Here is a 13992-nt window from a genome sequence, read left to right on the forward strand (position 1 = left end):
TTAAAGATCTTCTAAAAGCAATAAATAAAGATTTTTAGCTGAACTTCCATATTGTGTAAAGTCTTCTTCTTTGGCTTTCTCGAAATATTTTATTGTAGTAATGTTGGTAGGATAATCTCTTTCGTACTTCTTTTTGATGGCGCTTAAGCCATCACTTTTAGTGCCTAAGATTTGGCTTGTTTTAGCCAAAACGATAATATTTGCTGGTAATTCGTTTGGTTTATGTTGTTTGATTTGTTTAGAGGAAAATAAGATTGAACCTTCATCTGCAATCAAATTTTCACAACTAGCAAGAAGGAATTTAGGATTTACAGGTTTGTCATACGTAAGTTTATTATCATCAAGCATGCTAAAAAGTGTTGGGTCATAACACAAAACTTGACTTTCAAACCAGTCATTTTCTTCTAATATATTTTCAAACTGTTCTTTTACTTCATTAATATTTTCGCAATACAGAAATTTACCTCCATTTTTTTTAAAATTAAAGATAAATTGTTCATCTATAGAAGTTGCGTTTTCAGCATGGGATTTACTAAATTCACTTTCTTTATCTTCCTCAGAAGGCGGATTAATAGAACCAAAAATTTTTCTAAAAAGACTCATATTTCTGTAAACTGCTATAATTTATTATTTGAAAACGTCCAAAGATAAAAAAATCTTAATTCAAAAGTAGTTTTTGAATTAAGATTTTAAAAATAATTAAATAATGATGTATTTTTCTAAGATACTACTTCTTCCAAATTTTTGTCAAAAGTCCTTTTTCCGAAAATAGCTTCTAAATCATCCTTGAATATCACTTCTTTTTCAATTAAGATATTTGCCAATTGATCCAGTTTATCTTTGTTCTCTTCTAATATTTGAATCGCTCTTTGGTATTGACTTTCAATTAATAATGAAATTTCTTCATCAATAACTCTAGCTGTTTCTTCAGAATATGGTTTAGAAAAGTTATATTCACTTTGCCCGGTTGAATCATAATAGGTAACATTACCAATTTTATCATTCAATCCATAAATAGTTACCATAGCACGTGCTTGTTTGGTCACTTTTTCTAAATCGCTCAACGCACCAGTTGAAATTCTGTTGAAAGTTACTTTTTCAGCAGCTCTTCCACCCATTGTAGCACACATTTCATCAAGCATTTGGTCTGGACGAACAATTAGTCGTTCTTCTGGTAAATACCAGGCAGCCCCTAAACTTTGTCCTCTAGGAACAATAGTTACTTTAATTAACGGAGCAGCATGTTCTAACATCCAACTTACCGTTGCGTGACCTGCTTCATGTATTGCAATTGCTTTCTTTTCGTCAGGTGTAACAATTTTATTTTTCTTTTCAAGACCACCAACAATTCTATCAACAGCGTCAAGGAAATCTTGTTTGTCAACAGCAGTTTTGTTGTTTCTTGCCGCTATTAATGCAGCTTCGTTACATACATTTGCAATATCAGCACCAGAAAAACCTGGAGTTTGTTTGGCTAAAAATTCAGTATCCAAGCCTTCTACTTTCTTTAAAGGAGCAAGGTGAACTTTAAAAATTTCAGCTCTTTCGCGAATGTCTGGTAAGTCTACAAATATTTGTCTGTCAAAACGACCTGCACGCATTAAAGCTTTATCTAATACATCAGCTCTATTTGTTGCAGCCAAAACGATTACGTTAGAATTAGTTCCAAAACCGTCCATTTCTGTCAGTAATTGGTTCAATGTGTTTTCACGTTCGTCATTTCCGCCTGACATATTGCTTTTTCCTCTTGCTCTACCTACAGCATCAATCTCATCAATAAAGATAATCGCAGGAGACTTTTCTTTTGCTTGTTTGAATAAATCACGTACACGAGACGCTCCAACACCTACAAACATTTCAACGAAATCAGATCCTGACAAAGAGAAAAATGGTACTTGAGCTTCGCCGGCTACGGCTTTTGCCAATAATGTTTTACCTGTTCCAGGAGGCCCAACCAGTAAAGCTCCTTTTGGAATTTTACCACCCAGATTAGTATATTTTTCAGGGTTTTTGAGGAATTCTACAATTTCTTGTATTTCTTCTTTTGCGCCTTCTAAACCAGCTACATCTTTAAAGGTAGTTTTAATATCTGTTTTTTCATCAAAAAGCTTAGCTTTTGATTTTCCAATATTGAAAATCTGTCCGCCACCACCAGCACCACCACCAGACATTTTTCTCATGATAAAGATCCAAACGGCAATAATGATAATGATAGGTAATAAACTAATTAAAATATCAGACCAATTGTTTTTTGGTAAGAAATTAAAGTCCTTCAATTTACCATCAGCAACTGCTTTTTCAAGTTTGTTTTGAAATATTTGATCGTTTCCAATGTCAAAAGTGTAGTGAGGCCCTTTATTTGGTCGGTCAAAAACATCTTTAGAAACCTTCTTGTGTGCAGCATCTTTCATTGCTGCAGCGCTAAGAAAAACTTCAGCTTCAGTTTTGTTGTAAACAATAACTTTTTCAATTTGTCCTTTTTCTAAATAGTCGTTAAACTTGGATGAAGTTAATTGTCCTGGTTCATTTAGACTTGAACCATTTGTTATAAAACTTATAAATAAGAAAATTAATAATATTGCAGCATAAATCAGCCAAGGGCTTACTTTAAACTTATTCGGATTTGGATTATTTTCTTTCGCCATTACTACGGATATATGTCTTTAGTATTTGTTTTCTATGGTTGTTATTTTAGCATCGCCCCATAAACTTTCGATGTTGTAGTATTCTCTAATATGTTTTTGAAATACGTGAACTACAATATTCACATAATCCATCAAAACCCATTCTGCATTATCAGTTCCTTCAACATGCCAAGGTTTATCTTTTAATTCTTTAGAAACTGTTTTTTGGATTGAGTTTACTATGGCGTTAACCTGAGTATTTGAATTACCGTTGCAAATAATGAAATAGTCGCAAACTGCAGTGTCTATTTCTCTTAAATCAAGGATAGTGATATCATTTCCTTTTACTTCTTCTATTCCCTTAATGATGTTCGCCAACAGGTCATCATTATTTATAGTCTTTTTCGCCATGAATTATTTTTATATAAGTTTGTAAAGTTACCATTTTTTGTGATTATTTTTGAACCTTAACACAATATTAAATTCTGTTTCACAAAAAAACACATATGAAAGTAATCAAACTCGATGCCATAGATTCAACAAACGAGTTCCTCAAAGGGCTATCGAGCAAACAAGAGCTTGAAAATTTCACAGTTGTTACTGCGGAGACTCAAACGAAAGGAAAAGGACAAATGGGTGCCGTTTGGGCCTCTGAGCCAAGTAAAAACTTAATAATGAGTATTTTGGTAAAAGATTTTTTATCTGATATTTGTCAGATATTCAATCTTAATATTGTTGTTTCGCTTGCTGTAATTGAGGTTTTAGAATATATTAATATTCCGGATCTAAGTATTAAATGGCCTAACGACATAATGTCATACAATAAAAAAATAGGTGGCATTTTGATTGAAAATACTATTAAAAGTGACGGAACAATCTTCTCGATTGTCGGTTTAGGGCTGAATGTGAATCAAACTAGTTTTAAAAATTTGCCAAAAGCATCTTCTCTAGCTGTTATTACTGGCCAAGAATTCGATAAAGAAGCACTTCTTTTTTCAATCGGCAGCGCAATTGAAAAAAATATTGCATTCTGGAAACAGCATCCAACTTTATTGTGGACTAAATACATTGATAACTTATACAAAAAGGGTTTGCCAATGCCTTTTTCAAATCAACACATGACTATTTTTATGGGAATTATCCAAGGCGTTTCCGCTATTGGCAAACTTCAGGTTCTTTTGGAAGATGATAGTATTTCAGAATTTGATATTAAGGAAATCCAGATGTTGTATTGATAAAAAATTAGCTTAATGTTTAGGTAACTTAGAAATAATCGATAAGGTGTAATTTTGTTTTTTAATAAAATTCACTATGCTATTTTTGTTGTATTTAACCTCAATTCAATCGCTCATAACGGCTCTATTGATTTTTTTTAATAAAAAATTCAAGCAAGAAGATTTTTATTTGAGCCTTTTTTTTGGCGTTGTTTTTTTTCATATCCTGTTCAAAATTTCCTTGATTTATATCTATCAAGATGCCAATTTATTCGAAAAACTCCACGGTAGCTTTTCATTTCTCTATGGTCCACTGTTGTATTTTTATACACTTTCTGTTTTGGACAAAAAAATTGCTACCAAACAAATTTTATATTATTGTATTCCATTCTTTATTGGTTTTATACTCAATGTTGTCATATTGTTTATTTCAGTAAATCATCCTTTCTTTTATTTGATTATCAACAATTCCAATATTGTCGTGATGGTGCTTTTAATGCCATCTTTTTTTGTTTACAGCATTCATTGTTTGAGATTAGTAACTAATTTGCAAGTTGAAAGAACTAAAATTTTTAACCTTAAAATCAATATAATAAAAGTCATAAGCAGCATTTTTTGCTTATTAGGACTCCTCGCTGTTTGGGGAGTACTTTTATTGTCATTCAATTATACGAGTTCAATAAATATGAGATTTATTTTTTACCTATTTATGTTATTCATTTTTGTTTACGTGATTCATATTCGATTTGCTATATTTTTCGAAATTCAGAAAGTAATTTTAGAATTAAAAACCGAAGAAAAATATAAGAATTATGAGTTAGATTCAGATGAAATGGATGAAATAATCACCTCTATGAATTCTTATTTTAAATTAAAAAAAGGTTATTTAGATTCTGAATTCAATTTAGATAAATTATCATTGGATTTAAATATTTCTAAAATTAAAATCACGCAAGCATTGAATTTGAGGTTAAAAACTAATTTTCATCAATGCATCAATTCTTTACGGGTTGAAGAGGCCAAAAGATTGATTGATAAAAAGCAAGATTTAAATTTTGTTACTATTGGTTATGAAAGTGGTTTTAAAAACAAATCTACGTTTTACAAATATTTCAAACAAATTACGGGAGCCACTCCAAGCGACTATAAAAAGATGTTAGTCCAATCGTAGCTTAGGCTTTCTGTTTTACTATTTTCTACACTCCATTTTGTCTCAATCAAATTCTTTTAAAAATGTAGAATGTTCTTCACTACAACTATTTTACACTTTGATAACAATTTGATATTATACATAAATAACTGAAAAACAATGATTTATAAGTTATTTATTTTGTTTTTGTATGTATAAATTTAAAAAGACTTCTGAAAAAAAATCTTCCGATAGTTTTGCCCCAGAAATTTTAAAAACAAAAAAAACAATGAAAAAATTACTATTACTATTCGCATTGATGTCGATTGGAACACAGATAATAGCTCAAAATCGAGCGTCGCTTATCGGGAAAATTTCAGACGGAAAATCTTATTTACCGGGTGTAAATATTTCAATTTTAGGAAAAAAGATTGTTGGGAGTTCAGATTTAGATGGAAATTTTCAAATTTCTAATGTACCCGAAGAGCAAATTACAGTTTCAATTAGTTATATGGGTTATGCAACCACAACTAAAGATATAAAATTAGTATCTGGGATAAATAATTTAGGAACAATCGTACTTCCTGCCGAGGAAGGTGCTTTGAATGAAGTAATTGTAAAAGGTTTTACAGCACCTTCGCAAATTAAAGCTTTAAGCATCAAAAAGAAATCTTTTGCTATTATGGATGTACTTTCGGCCGATGCTGTGGGTAAATTACCAGACCGCAACGCTGCAGAAGCCGTTCAGAGAATGCCAAGCGTAAGTGTAAACCGTTATCACGGCGAAGCGAATCAAGTGAGTGTTCGAGGAACACCTTACGGATGGACATCAACGTTATACAACGGAACACGACTTCCAAGCGCATCGGTATTTGGGTCAAGAAATACCATTTTAGACGCTTTTCCTACGGAGATGATTCAGTACATCCAACTTTCAAAAGCCATTACTCCTGATATGGAAGGGGATGCTATTGGTGGATCGGTAAATTTTGTTTCACGAACTGCCCCACAAAAAACGATGTTGAATTTTAGTTTGGGTGGTGGTTATAATGAAAAATCTGGAAAAGAATCCTACAACGGATCCACTGTTTACGGACAAAGATTTTTTAAAGATAAAGTGGGAATTGTACTTGCAGCTTCGGTTTGGGACAGAAATTTTGCTACAGATGAAGAAGTTGTTGATTATAATGTTAATGCAGCCAATGAATTACAAAAATACGCCATCAATTCGGTAAATGCTAAACGTTATTTTGGCGAAAGGATTACCAAAGCTTTTAGCGGCGCGGTTGATTATGTACTGAATGATAAAAACAAAGTTTTCGGTAAATTTCTATTGGATAAATTTCAAGATGTTCGACCTGTTTACGAATCATTTTATGATTTCGCCAAAAAAAGATACACCTTCAGTTACCGCTACTCGGATTACAAAACAAATTTAAATACCATAGAAATCGGCGGAGAACACCGTATTATTTCTAAATTGAAAATGGATTGGTCGTATTCTAATAATGAAATGACATACCTTTTAAACACGCCACCTAATATGCCTTCTAATAAAAAAGGTTTGCCAATAGCACAATTCAATCAAAAATTAGTTGGTGATTTTGGCAATAGATCTTCGGACGGATTGATTTACAACACATTCGATTCTCCAAACGGAACAGGAGTGGATATTTTTGCTATTGACCCAAAGTTGACCAATCCAAACGATGTTATGGATCCAAAAAAATTAACATTAAATCAATTAGTAATTTATCAATTAGATCAAAGAGATAAAGATAAAGTAGGACAAATAAATTTTACCTATGATGCTACTGAAAAATTATTCATTAAAGCGGGTTCAAAGCTAAAATTTAAAAATTATTCAGGAGAACAAACACCTTTAGCCTACTTGCCAGGCGCAGCTCTTGGTATTCCTGGATCACCAGCCTTGGTTCCGATGAGTAATTTGGCAACCGAAAGTTATCCAAATGCAGACAACTTCTTTGCAGAAATAAACAGTCCATTCAACAATCTAATTGTGAATCCAATTACAAAAGATCAATTGTTTGCTATATTTTCTCCAGAATATTTTGCTGCCAATGGATTCAAAGATTATTCTTCAGCCTCGAATCCAACTACAAAATTTAACGGAACTGAGGATGTTTTTAGTGTTTATGCAATGGGAATTTATGATCTTACTGATAAAACAAAAATTATTGCAGGTGTTAGAAACGAAAAAACGGATGTTACGATGAATAGTAGCAAATATGATACAAAAACTAAAGTTGTTTCTCCTATTACTCAAAAAACTTCCTACAATGCATTTTTGCCAATGCTACACATAAAATATGCTTTAAATGAAAATATCAATTTGAGAGCAGCTTACACTAGGACTTTTGCAAGACCCAATTTTCCAGATCTAAATCCAAGCGAAATTGTAGATATTACCGGTGCTGTGTTCAAAATTAGTAGAGGAAATACAGAATTGTCGCCCACTTTTTCTAATAATTTCGATTTGATGGGCGAGTATTTCTTAAAAGATATCGGACTAATTACTGCTGGCGTATTTTATAAAGGAATCTCAGATTATATTTTCAAAGATATTTCATACGAAAAAATTAATGGTGTAGATTATTTAGTGACGCAACCCAAAAATATTGAAGACGCAAGTTTGTTAGGTTTTGAAGTGGGAATTACCAAAAGGTTCACCGAGTTAAGTGGTTTTATGGGAGGTTTTGGAGTTGATCTTAATGCTTCAATTATCAATTCCAAATTGGAGGTTTCAAGATACGATGCCACAGGAAAAATAACTACTACCGACGAAACGACTTTGCCAAATCAATCTAAATTGTTGTTCAATTCGTCTGTTTTTTACGAAAAATACGGATTTATGTTTAGAATTGCGGGGAATTATAGAGGCGAATCGGTAGAAACAATCAATCAAAATTTAGGGCCTAATTATTATATTTCTGCCAAAAGCAATTTCACTGTCGATTTATCTGCCGATTATTCTATCAGCGATAAAATAAAAGTTTTTATGGAAGTTAGAAACCTTACCAACGAGCCATTCCAACAGTATTTAGGAGCAAATCAAGGTAGAATTTCCACCAGCGAATGGTCGTCAATAAACGGACAATTAGGCATTAGGTACCAAGTTTTTTAAAAATTAATTGTTTTAAATAAAAATATAAAATGAAAAACACAATCAAATTAAAAGCAACTATGCTGTCGCTATGTTTGGCAATAAGTGGTTTTGCTCAAAAAAGTATGAATATAGAAAATAGCCCAAATTTCAGAACCTTATCCGGTATCGAAAATAAAGAAGGTAAAAAAATCAAAGGCGGAATTATATACCGTTCGGGTAATTTTTCTAAACTTACAGAAAGTGATATTTCACGATTTGATGCTATGAATATTACCACAATTGTAGATTTTAGGACGGATAGCGAGATACAAAAAGACCCCGATTTTATTCCAACCAGTCAAAAAATAGAGATTAAAAGAGCTATGATTGGATCTATTAATGAAAAAGAAATGGGCGGATTTATGAAAGTGCTAATGGCTCCAAAATTTAGTGAAACGGCATTAGATTCTTTGATGATTAGCGCGAGCGATGGATTCACAAATCATATTGAAGATTTTAAACCTTTCTTCGATGAAATTTCAAAAAAAAAATCTATCGTTTTGTTCCATTGCACAGCAGGTAAAGACAGAACAGGATTAGCTTCAGCGTTATTTTTGCACATTCTGGATGTTTCTGATGAGGAAATTATGAAAGATTATTTAAGATCGAATGAAGCATTAGCAAAAACCGATTTGGCTAAATACAAAGCCTATGGAATTCCAGAAGATAGAATGGCTTTGCTAATGGGAGTAAAGGCAACTTATTTAGAGGCTTCTTGGAATAACATCATCAAAAAATACGTAAGCATTGACAAAATGCTGTTAGCAGAATTTGGAATTGATAAAAAAGCGAAAAACCTAATAAAGAAAAAATATTTGGTAAAATAAATTAAAAAAGCAAAAAACCGTCTGTAATAATTTTAGACGGTTTTTTTCTTTAAAATAGTTTTTACAATTTGTTCATGTTGCTTGCTAAAGTTTCGATAAATTTCCCGATTGGACCTTTTATCATCATGGCCATCATAGGATTGAAATCACCTTCAAAATCAAGTTTTACATCGCTTGAAGTTTCAGAAACAGCATCTATATTTGCTACCAATGTAAATGGAAGTTTGTCGCTTGCTGCACCCAAAACTATTTTGGAGGGAGCTACTTTTTCTTTCATTTTTAACTTTATTTCCGGCATCCCTTTCAGTCCAAAAATGAAAGCATCGTCACCAATAACTTCAAATTTAGCAATGTTTTCTGGCATTAATTTTTCAAAATTTTTCACATCACTCAATAAATCGAATAATTCTTGAGCTGATTTTTGAACTGTAACTTTAGGACTTTCTAAGTTCATTGTATATATTTTTTATTAATCGTTTAAACTTCAATTGTCCAAGTAGACGGACTCACATTCCATTCTCGTAGAGTCTGTTCTTCGTCCTCACTGATGTATCTTTTTGCAACAGCCAAATTCAATAAATTTTGATAATTGCTCAACGTAAATAAATCCAAATGTGCGCTCTTAAAATTCTGTTCAGCTACATCAAATCCATACGTAAAGATAGCGACCATGCCTTTAACATTGGCTCCAGCTTCTCGCAAGGCTTCTACAGCAAGCAAACTACTGTTTCCGGTGCTGATTAAATCTTCTACAACGACTACATTTTGTCCTTTTTGTAAAAAACCTTCCACTTGGTTTTGTCTGCCGTGTTTTTTTGGTTCTGGACGAACATACACAAATGGCAATCCCATACTTTCCGCTACCAGCATACCAATTCCTATTGCTCCGGTGGCAACACCGGCAATAACATCTGGTTTACCAAATTGTTTCTCAATATTCTTGGAAAATTCATCCCGGACATAATTTCTTACGGCTGGAAATGAGAGGATTAATCGGTTGTCACAATAAATAGGCGATTTCCATCCAGAAGCCCATGTAAAAGGATTTCTTGGATTCAATTTAATTGCATTTATTTGCAAAAGAAATTCGGCTGTTTTTTCGGCTGTATCTTTATTAAAAATCATAGTACAAATGTATAAAGTTTTTGTTAACGACAAACCACTTTTTTTAACAAATCACATCTCCAAGGAGACAGATTTTCAATTATTTCTGTTAGAAAGTATTGATATAGAACAACTTATAGTTAAAATCTTTCAAAATAAAATTAATAAAGCCTATCTATATCATCCTGACGAAAGCTTGATTATGAAGACTTTAAAAGCTAAAATCCCCGTTTGCAAAGCGGGAGGCGGCTTGGTTTACAATAAAAATGGGGAAGTTTTATTCATTTTTAGAAATGGAAAGTGGGATTTGCCTAAAGGTGGAATCGAAAAAGGAGAGGGAATTGAGAATACTGCCATGCGTGAGGTTGAGGAGGAAACTGGTGTAAATGGCTTGTCAATTTCACATAAACTTCAAAAAACCTATCATGTTTTTAGACGCAATGGTAAGTACAAACTAAAAATCACCCATTGGTTCGAAATGCAATCTGATTTTGAAGGTACGCCTCAAGGGCAATTAGATGAAGGAATCGATAAAGTAGCTTGGATGAATCCAGAACAAATTAAAGAAGCTTTGAAGAACTCCTATGAAAACATAAAATTATTGTTCGAGGAAGAGAAGATTATATAAATGAAATGCCCCCAGAAAGTCAACACTATTTGGGGGCAATTCTTTGTAAAAATATTTTTTAATTCAAAATGCGATAGACGGGATATTGTAAATGTGCCTTTTCATAATATATCGAATGTTTGTAAATCCATTCGAGTTGGGCTTCTGGGTTATTGATGAAATTCACGTCACTTTGTTTTTTCAAATCAAATTCAGCTTTTAGTTTTGGATTTTCATTCAAAATCTGTGTTGCTGAATCTTCAAAAACATAATCTGAATAACCTTCTTTTTGCTGTAACATCGTATCGAAAAAGTTCCAGTTGAAGAAAGAATCGATTGCTTCTGGTTCTAATGTTTCCAATAAATATTTGATTCCCTTTTGTTGTGTAGGAATGATGTAATCTCCTTTGGCGAAAGCCACTTTCTCCATTTTTGAAGCTACCGAAGTGTTTCGGTGTAAATAATGGCCTTCATAAGCTGAATTTGTCGTTTTAAAATCCGCAATTCTATAGCTTTCGACTTCAATTATCGTATCGTTTTTTAATTGGCGATAGGTGATGGTATTGTTCTTTAATAATTCAATAACTGGCCAAAATCCCTTTGGAATGATATACGCTTCCGGAATGATTATCTCTTTTACAGATTTGAATTCTTTACTGTATGGAACGTCTTTTTTGAATGGTTTTGTTTGATCATAAAATAAGCGATTTCCTGATGTAACGTCACTTTTCTTGTAACTGGCTTCATAGCCTAAAAACGAAAAAGGAACCGTTTTTGTACTGTCTATTTCCCATTTTAGCGTGTACGCTTTCTTAGGTTGATACTGCTCCTCATTTTTTAATCGCAGCTGTTTGATTTTTTTGTAATTAGCATCCGTAAAGTCAATTGCGGAACGCATGTATTCGTAGGTCACTTTTACGCGATCGGCATATTTTTTAAGCATGTGCGTTTCCACCACAAACCCAATAGTGTTGAACAATGAAGTATAACCCGTAGCGAATCGTGGGCTTTCAAAAAATTGACCAAAACCTTTGTCTGGTGTGTCCTGAAAAGCGTTTACATAAGGCGTACTTTCTATATTCTTTTTTTGTAAATCTTTGACCAAAACGGGCATCATTTCAGTATTTAAAAAATCACCTAAAACAGTTCCCAATTTGTTATGTTGCGTCATAATGTAGGTGAGTTTGTACTGGTAATCCGCGCCATTGCTAACGTGATTATCAATAAAAACATCGGCATTTATTTTATGAAAAATATCCACAAAACTTTTCGTGTTTCGAGTGTCTGATTTGATGAAATCGCGATTCAAATCATAGTTTCTGGCGTTTCCACGAAAGCCATAGATTTCCGGTCCGTCCTGATTGGCTCTTGAAGTGGAATTTCTGTTTAAAGCGCCGCCTATATTATACACCGGAATGCAAACAATAACCGTATTTTTAGGAGCTTTTATTTTGCCCAAAGCTAAATCTCTAAACAATTGCATTGAAGCGTCAATCCCGTCTGGTTCTCCTGCGTGAATACCATTATTGAGTAGAATTACTGCTTTGTTTTTTTGGATGTTTCCAAAGTCAAATTGCTTTTCAGGATTAAAAACAATCATGTGCAACGGTTCGCCGCTGTCTGTCAATCCCATTTTTTGCATTTCGATAGTAGGAAAATCATCTGCCAAAAGTTTGTAATAAGCAATTGTTTCTTGATAACTAGCAGATTGGTTTCCATTGCCTTTTTCGAAAAAAGTATCGTATTTATTCGTTTTTTGTGCAAAAGTACTGATGGAGAATAGTAAAAAAAGGAATGTGAAAAGTCTCATCTTTCGGTTTTTAAATGGAATTTCAAATGTAGCTTTTTTTAGATAACTGTAGAAATGAATGTACTAAAAGGAATTTTCCGATTGAAAAAGAATGAAATTTGATAATTCAAAATTCATAACTCACAATTAAAAATTACCTTTGCACCAAATTGAAAAAATGAATAAGAAACACCATTCCAACAATATACTTTTGAATTTAGGCATTGAAAGCCTGAACGAAATGCAGGAAGTAGCACAAGATACTATCCTGAACGACAATAATGTTTTATTGCTTTCGCCAACAGGTTCCGGGAAAACTTTGGCTTTTTTGTTGCCTGTTTTAGAAATGTTGCAGCCTGAAATTCAATCGGTGCAATGTTTAATTCTTGTTCCATCACGTGAATTAGGATTGCAGATTGAGCAGGTTTGGAAAAAAATGGGAACCGATTATAAAGTAAATGTATGCTATGGTGGACATTCCATTGATACTGAAATAAAGAATTTAAGCAATCCTCCAGCGGTTTTAATAGGAACTCCGGGAAGAATTGCTGATCATATCGACAGAGGAACTTTCCGTGTAGATAAAATCCAAACGCTGATTTTGGATGAATTTGATAAATCCTTGCAATTGGGTTTTCATGAGCAAATGTCTTTTATCATTGGAAAATTAACAAAACTGAACAAACGTGTTTTGGTTTCGGCTACTTCCGATATTGAGATTCCAAGATATACAAGAGTTGTAAACCCAACTATTTTGGATTTCATTCCGGAAAATGTCGAAGAAACGAATCTTTCGATGAAATTGGTGGTTTCGAAAGAGAAAGACAAAATAGGAAGTTTGTTCAACTTAATTTGTTCGTTGAAATCACAGTCGGCTATTGTTTTTTGCAACCATCGTGATGCTGCAGAACGTATCAGCGATACATTGAATGAAAAAGGAATTTATGCCACATATTATCATGGCGGAATGGATCAGGATGAAAGAGAACGCGCTTTAATCCAGTTTAGAAACGGCAGTGTAAGCTATTTAATCACAACCGATTTAGCTGCCCGTGGACTCGATATCCCCGAAATGAATCACGTAATTCATTATCATTTGCCATCTAAAGAAGATGAATTTACCCATAGAAACGGACGTACAGCGCGTATGTTGGCTTCTGGAACCGCGTATATTATTGCTCATGAAAGTGAGAAAAAAATGGATTACATTGATTACGGCATGGAAGCTTTGAAAGTAGAAAACTCCACTTCATTACCAAAACCACCTGAATTTCAAACCATTTATATCAGTGGAGGAAAGAAAAATAAACTAAATAAAATAGATATCGTTGGTTTCTTTTCTCAAAAAGGAAAACTTGAAAAAGGTGATTTGGGATTGATCGAAGTGAAAGATTTTATCTCTTTTGCTGCTGTGAAATTCAACAAAGTAAAAGATTTATTGCACGCCATTAAAGATGAGAAAATGAAAGGCAAGAAATTTAAAATCGAAGTGGCCCGAAAAGTGATTAAGAAAGAGGAAGAGTAGTAGGTGG

At 33.1% G+C, this 13992-nt stretch carries 12 protein-coding genes; 6 read left to right on the forward strand and 6 right to left on the reverse strand.

Annotated elements, in window-relative coordinates; genetic code table 11:
* The 3 genes from AC0J6S_RS10085 to rsfS form a co-directional block, all read right to left on the reverse strand.
* Positions 1 to 603 (reverse strand): lactate utilization protein B/C, encoded by a 603-nt coding sequence (locus tag AC0J6S_RS10085; protein ID WP_474953688.1) that lies wholly within the window; start codon positions 601 to 603, stop codon positions 1 to 3.
* Between the two features lie 116 nt (positions 604 to 719).
* Positions 720 to 2645: an ATP-dependent zinc metalloprotease FtsH gene (gene ftsH, locus AC0J6S_RS10090; protein ID WP_474953689.1), complete on the reverse strand. Its 1926-nt coding sequence runs from the start codon at positions 2643 to 2645 to the stop codon at positions 720 to 722.
* 18 nt (positions 2646 to 2663) lie between these two features.
* A complete protein-coding gene (rsfS, locus tag AC0J6S_RS10095) occupies positions 2664 to 3035 on the reverse strand; it encodes a ribosome silencing factor (protein WP_091209004.1) in 372 nt (123 codons plus the stop codon).
* A 95-nt stretch (positions 3036 to 3130) separates the two neighbouring features.
* On the opposite strand from rsfS, the gene AC0J6S_RS10100 reads away from it, so the two are divergent.
* From AC0J6S_RS10100 to AC0J6S_RS10115, 4 genes are all read left to right on the forward strand, one after another.
* A complete protein-coding gene (locus tag AC0J6S_RS10100) occupies positions 3131 to 3859 on the forward strand; it encodes a biotin--[acetyl-CoA-carboxylase] ligase (protein ID WP_474953690.1) in 729 nt (242 codons plus the stop codon).
* 664 nt (positions 3860 to 4523) lie between these two features.
* On the forward strand, positions 4524 to 5009 hold the full coding sequence (locus tag AC0J6S_RS10105; protein WP_474953691.1) for an AraC family transcriptional regulator: 486 nt from the start codon (positions 4524 to 4526) through the stop codon (positions 5007 to 5009).
* Between the two features lie 247 nt (positions 5010 to 5256).
* A complete protein-coding gene (locus AC0J6S_RS10110) occupies positions 5257 to 8112 on the forward strand; it encodes a TonB-dependent receptor (protein WP_474953692.1) in 2856 nt (951 codons plus the stop codon).
* 29 nt (positions 8113 to 8141) lie between these two features.
* Entirely contained in the window at positions 8142 to 8960 is an 819-nt protein-coding gene (locus tag AC0J6S_RS10115) for a tyrosine-protein phosphatase (RefSeq protein ID WP_474953693.1), read from the forward strand.
* A 61-nt stretch (positions 8961 to 9021) separates the two neighbouring features.
* Here the strand turns inward: AC0J6S_RS10115 and AC0J6S_RS10120 are convergent, their stop codons facing one another.
* Together AC0J6S_RS10120 and pyrE are read right to left on the reverse strand one after the other, a co-directional pair.
* Complete coding sequence (locus AC0J6S_RS10120; RefSeq protein ID WP_113634258.1) at positions 9022 to 9414, reverse strand: SRPBCC family protein; 393 nt, start codon at positions 9412 to 9414, stop codon at positions 9022 to 9024.
* Positions 9415 to 9437: 23 nt separating this feature from the next.
* On the reverse strand, positions 9438 to 10085 hold the full coding sequence (gene pyrE, locus AC0J6S_RS10125) for an orotate phosphoribosyltransferase (RefSeq protein ID WP_474953694.1): 648 nt from the start codon (positions 10083 to 10085) through the stop codon (positions 9438 to 9440).
* Between the two features lie 7 nt (positions 10086 to 10092).
* On the opposite strand from pyrE, the gene AC0J6S_RS10130 reads away from it, so the two are divergent.
* Positions 10093 to 10692: an NUDIX hydrolase gene (locus AC0J6S_RS10130; RefSeq protein ID WP_474953695.1), complete on the forward strand. Its 600-nt coding sequence runs from the start codon at positions 10093 to 10095 to the stop codon at positions 10690 to 10692.
* 58 nt (positions 10693 to 10750) lie between these two features.
* Here AC0J6S_RS10130 and AC0J6S_RS10135 read toward each other — a convergent pair whose 3' ends face one another.
* Positions 10751 to 12481 (reverse strand): M14 family metallopeptidase, encoded by a 1731-nt coding sequence (locus AC0J6S_RS10135; protein ID WP_474953696.1) that lies wholly within the window; start codon positions 12479 to 12481, stop codon positions 10751 to 10753.
* A gap of 157 nt (positions 12482 to 12638) precedes the next feature.
* Here AC0J6S_RS10135 and AC0J6S_RS10140 point away from each other — a divergent pair, with 157 nt between their 5' ends.
* Entirely contained in the window at positions 12639 to 13985 is a 1347-nt protein-coding gene (locus AC0J6S_RS10140) for a DEAD/DEAH box helicase (protein ID WP_474953697.1), read from the forward strand.
* Positions 13986 to 13992: the final 7 nt, after the last annotated feature.

This window comes from Flavobacterium sp. TS_SC_5 (genome assembly GCF_056156265.1).

What these genes read in the sequence shown, in the direction of transcription:
- AC0J6S_RS10085 (WP_474953688.1), bottom strand. Translation starts at nt 603, where the DNA reads ATGAGTCTTTTTAGAAAAATTTTTGGTTCTATTAATCCGCCTTCTGAG.
- ftsH (WP_474953689.1), bottom strand. Translation starts at nt 2,645, where the DNA reads ATGGCGAAAGAAAATAATCCAAATCCGAATAAGTTTAAAGTAAGCCCT.
- rsfS (WP_091209004.1), bottom strand. Translation starts at nt 3,035, where the DNA reads ATGGCGAAAAAGACTATAAATAATGATGACCTGTTGGCGAACATCATT.
- AC0J6S_RS10100 (WP_474953690.1), top strand. Translation starts at nt 3,131, where the DNA reads ATGAAAGTAATCAAACTCGATGCCATAGATTCAACAAACGAGTTCCTC.
- AC0J6S_RS10105 (WP_474953691.1), top strand. Translation starts at nt 4,524, where the DNA reads ATGAGATTTATTTTTTACCTATTTATGTTATTCATTTTTGTTTACGTG.
- AC0J6S_RS10110 (WP_474953692.1), top strand. Translation starts at nt 5,257, where the DNA reads ATGAAAAAATTACTATTACTATTCGCATTGATGTCGATTGGAACACAG.
- AC0J6S_RS10115 (WP_474953693.1), top strand. Translation starts at nt 8,142, where the DNA reads ATGAAAAACACAATCAAATTAAAAGCAACTATGCTGTCGCTATGTTTG.
- AC0J6S_RS10120 (WP_113634258.1), bottom strand. Translation starts at nt 9,414, where the DNA reads ATGAACTTAGAAAGTCCTAAAGTTACAGTTCAAAAATCAGCTCAAGAA.
- pyrE (WP_474953694.1), bottom strand. Translation starts at nt 10,085, where the DNA reads ATGATTTTTAATAAAGATACAGCCGAAAAAACAGCCGAATTTCTTTTG.
- AC0J6S_RS10130 (WP_474953695.1), top strand. Translation starts at nt 10,093, where the DNA reads ATGTATAAAGTTTTTGTTAACGACAAACCACTTTTTTTAACAAATCAC.
- AC0J6S_RS10135 (WP_474953696.1), bottom strand. Translation starts at nt 12,481, where the DNA reads ATGAGACTTTTCACATTCCTTTTTTTACTATTCTCCATCAGTACTTTT.
- AC0J6S_RS10140 (WP_474953697.1), top strand. Translation starts at nt 12,639, where the DNA reads ATGAATAAGAAACACCATTCCAACAATATACTTTTGAATTTAGGCATT.